Source organism: Bradyrhizobium sp. (assembly GCF_049798375.1).
Lineage (GTDB): Bacteria > Pseudomonadota > Alphaproteobacteria > Rhizobiales > Xanthobacteraceae > Bradyrhizobium.
Window position 1 is genome coordinate 1 of the sequence record NZ_JBARGP010000471.1, and the last position, 3,079, is coordinate 3,079.

The following is a 3,079-nucleotide window of genomic DNA, read 5'->3' on the forward strand; positions in this document are numbered from 1 at the left end:
ACCGCGCCGATCATGCCGCTGGTCAAGCAGCGCGGCATGCTGCTGATGGGCAACTTCTCGTTCCAGGTGAACAGCAAGGTCGGCCACGACATGTGGTTCAACATCGCGCCGTGGGGTCCGGCCGACAGCTGGGCGACCGCCTTCCTCGGGCTCGGTCAGAAGGCCGGCGGCAAGACGGTCGCGCTGCTCGCGGCCGACCAGGAGTTCGCCCAGAACCTCGCCAAGACCGCGCGTGACGTCGCCAAGAGCCAGGGCATGCCGATCGTGTTCGACCAAGCCTATCCGCCAAGCACAGTGGAGTTCTCGAGCATCATCCGTGCGCTCAACGCGGCCAAGCCCGACATCATCTATATCGCATCCTATCCCCCGGATTCCGCCGGTATCCTGCGCGCGGTCAACGAGATCGGCGTCGGCGACAACGTCAAGATTCTCGGCGGCGCCATGGTCGGCCTGCAATTCGCCGGCGTGATGGAAAATCTGGGCTCGCTGATGAACGGCGTCGTCAACTTCAACACCTGGCTGCCCGAGCCCAGCATGTATTTCGAAGGCACCAAGAAGTTCTTCGACACCTACAGCAAGCGCGCCGTTGCGGCGAAAGTCGATCCGCTCGGCTACTATCTCGCGCCGTTCGGCTACGCCGAGGGCCAACTGATCGAGCAGGCGGTCAGTGCGACCAAATCGCTTGACCAGAAGAAGCTCGCCGCCTATCTGCGCGAAAATACCCACAACACCATCGTTGGCCCGATCACCTTTGGCCCTGACGGCGAGTGGAAGGAGTCGGCGACGCTGGAAGCGCAGTTCCGCGGCGTCAAGGACAAGAACATCGATCAGTTCCGCTCCGCCGGCAAGCAGGTCATCCTGTTTCCGGACCGGTTGAAGACCGGCGATCTCGTCTTTCCGTTCGAGAAGGCGCGCGAATAGCCGCGATTGACGAGTCGTCAGTCCAGGGCTGGATGAAGGGGAGGGCGCGTGTTCTCGTTCGAGCTGCTGCGCGATGCCATCGTGCTCGGCCTGCTGCTCGGCTGCTTCTATGCAGCCGTCAGCGTCGGCCTGTCGATTTCCTTCGGCTTGTTGGACGTGCCGCAGGTCGCCCATCCGGCCTTCCTGGTGCTGGCGTCCTACGGGGTCTTCGTCATCAACGATCGCTTCGACATCGATCCGCTGCTGGCCGGCGTGCTGCTGACGCCGCTGTTCTTCGTGCTCGGGCTCGTGACCTACCGGCTCTACTACGAGACATTCGAGCGGCGCGGCAGCGATGCCGCCGTGCGCGGCATCGCCTTCTTCTTTGGCGTCGCCTTCATCATCGAGGTGCTGATCATCCTGCAATTCGGCGTCGACCAGCGCTCGGTGACCGCGCCCTATATCGGCAAGGCTTGGCGGTTCGCCGGGATGCGGATTCCATACCGCCAGCTCGTGGCGTTCGGCGTCGCCCTGGCGTTGACGGTGTTGTTGGCGACCTATCTGTCGCGAACATTTCTCGGACGCGCGATCCGGGCGGTCGCGCAGGACGAGGAGGGATTGCGGCTGATGGGCGCCAACCCGGTGCATATCAAGCAGCTCGCCTTCGGTCTCGCGACTGCCGTGGTCGCGGTGGCTGGCGCGCTCATGATCATCGTGGCACCGGTCGAGCCGACGCTCGATCGCGTCTATATCGGCCGCACCTTCTGCGTCGTCGTCATGGCGGGGTTGGGCAGTATCACCGGCACGCTGATCGCCGCCCTGATCCTTGGCGTGGCCGAATCGATCGTGCTCACGATGTTCGGTGCGTCCTGGGCGCCGGCGATTTCATTTGCGCTGCTGCTCGGCGTCCTCGCCGTACGGCCGCAGGGACTGCTGGGCAGGTGATCCGTGTCTCGTAACAGCATCGCCTTCTGGGTCGCAGCCGTCATCTTTCTCGCCGTCGCGCTGATGATGACACAGCTCGTCCGCAACGAATATCCGTTCTTCGCCGGCTACGTGATCCTGCAATTCGTGGTGCTCACGGTCGCCTGGACCATTCTCGGCGGCTATGCCGGCTACGTGAATTTCGGCACAAACGCGTTCTTCGGCGCCGGTGTCTACACGGCAGTATTCCTGGCGCAAGCCTATGAAGCACCCCTCGGCGTGCAGATCGCAGTCGCCGCTGTCGTCGGCAGCTTGCTCGGCCTCGGCGTCGGGCTGATGACGTTGCGGATGCGCGGCATCTTCTTCTCGATCGCGACGATTGCGCTCGCCATCATCGTGGAGACGACGGTGACGAACTGGCGTTTCGTCGGCGGTGCGGCCGGCATCCAGTTGCAGCGACCGCCGGTCACGGCGCCGTTCGACAGCTATGTGAAGATGCTGTTCTTCGTGCAGGCGCTGCTGGTGGTCGTCTCTGTGGCGATCACGAGGGGTATCCAGAACTCCTGGATCGGCCGCGGACTGCATGCGCTAAGGGACGACGAACTCGCCGCCGAATGCACCGGCGTGCCGACCCTGCGGTTGAAGCTCGTTGCCTGCATGATCTCAGGCGCACTGATCGCGGCAGGCGGCGCTCCGGCGGCGATGTACCTGCAATATGCCGATCCCGGCTCGGCCTTCAACCTGACGACCTCGGTCTCGGTGCTGGCGATGGCGCTGATCGGCGGCACCTCGCATTGGATTGGCCCGGTGATCGGCGCGATCCTGCTCGGTACCACGCAGCAGCTGCTGTCGGTCACGATCTCCTCCGAGATCAACGTGCTCGTCCTCGGCATCATGCTGGTGCTGTTCGTGGTGGCCGCGCCGAACGGGATCATCGGCCTGGTGCGTCGGTCCAAGAGCCACGCAGGCGAGGGCGCATGACGGATAATGCCACGCCTGAGCCTCTGCTGCGCGTCGCCTCCCTGACCAAGAGTTTTGGCGGCTTCGTTGCGCTCGACAATATCAGTGTCGAGATCCGCAAGGGCGAGCGCTTCGGCCTGATCGGTCCCAACGGATCGGGCAAGACCACGCTGGTCAACTGCATCTCCGGCGCGCTGCGGCCGAGCCGAGGCACGGTGTCGCTCGGCGGCGAGGACGTCACGCCATTGCCCCCCAACGTGCGCGCGCGCCGCGGCATCGCGCGCAGCTTCCAGAT

The 3,079-nt window shown here is 64.3% G+C and carries 4 protein-coding genes; all 4 read left to right on the forward strand.

Features of this window, described 5'->3' with window-relative positions; genetic code table 11:
* On the forward strand, positions 1-921 hold a 921-nt coding region (locus WA702_RS19465; protein ID WP_425112168.1), incomplete at its 5' end, for an ABC transporter substrate-binding protein.
* Between the two features lie 48 nt (positions 922-969).
* Positions 970-1,845: a branched-chain amino acid ABC transporter permease gene (locus WA702_RS19470; RefSeq protein ID WP_425112169.1), complete on the forward strand. Its 876-nt coding sequence runs from the start codon at positions 970-972 to the stop codon at positions 1,843-1,845.
* Between the two features lie 3 nt (positions 1,846-1,848).
* A complete protein-coding gene (locus tag WA702_RS19475) occupies positions 1,849-2,805 on the forward strand; it encodes a branched-chain amino acid ABC transporter permease (protein WP_425112170.1) in 957 nt (318 codons plus the stop codon).
* Positions 2,802-3,079: ATP-binding cassette domain-containing protein (locus WA702_RS19480; protein WP_425112171.1), on the forward strand; the 278-nt coding region annotated here is incomplete at its 3' end. The genes WA702_RS19475 and WA702_RS19480, both read left to right, overlap by 4 nt.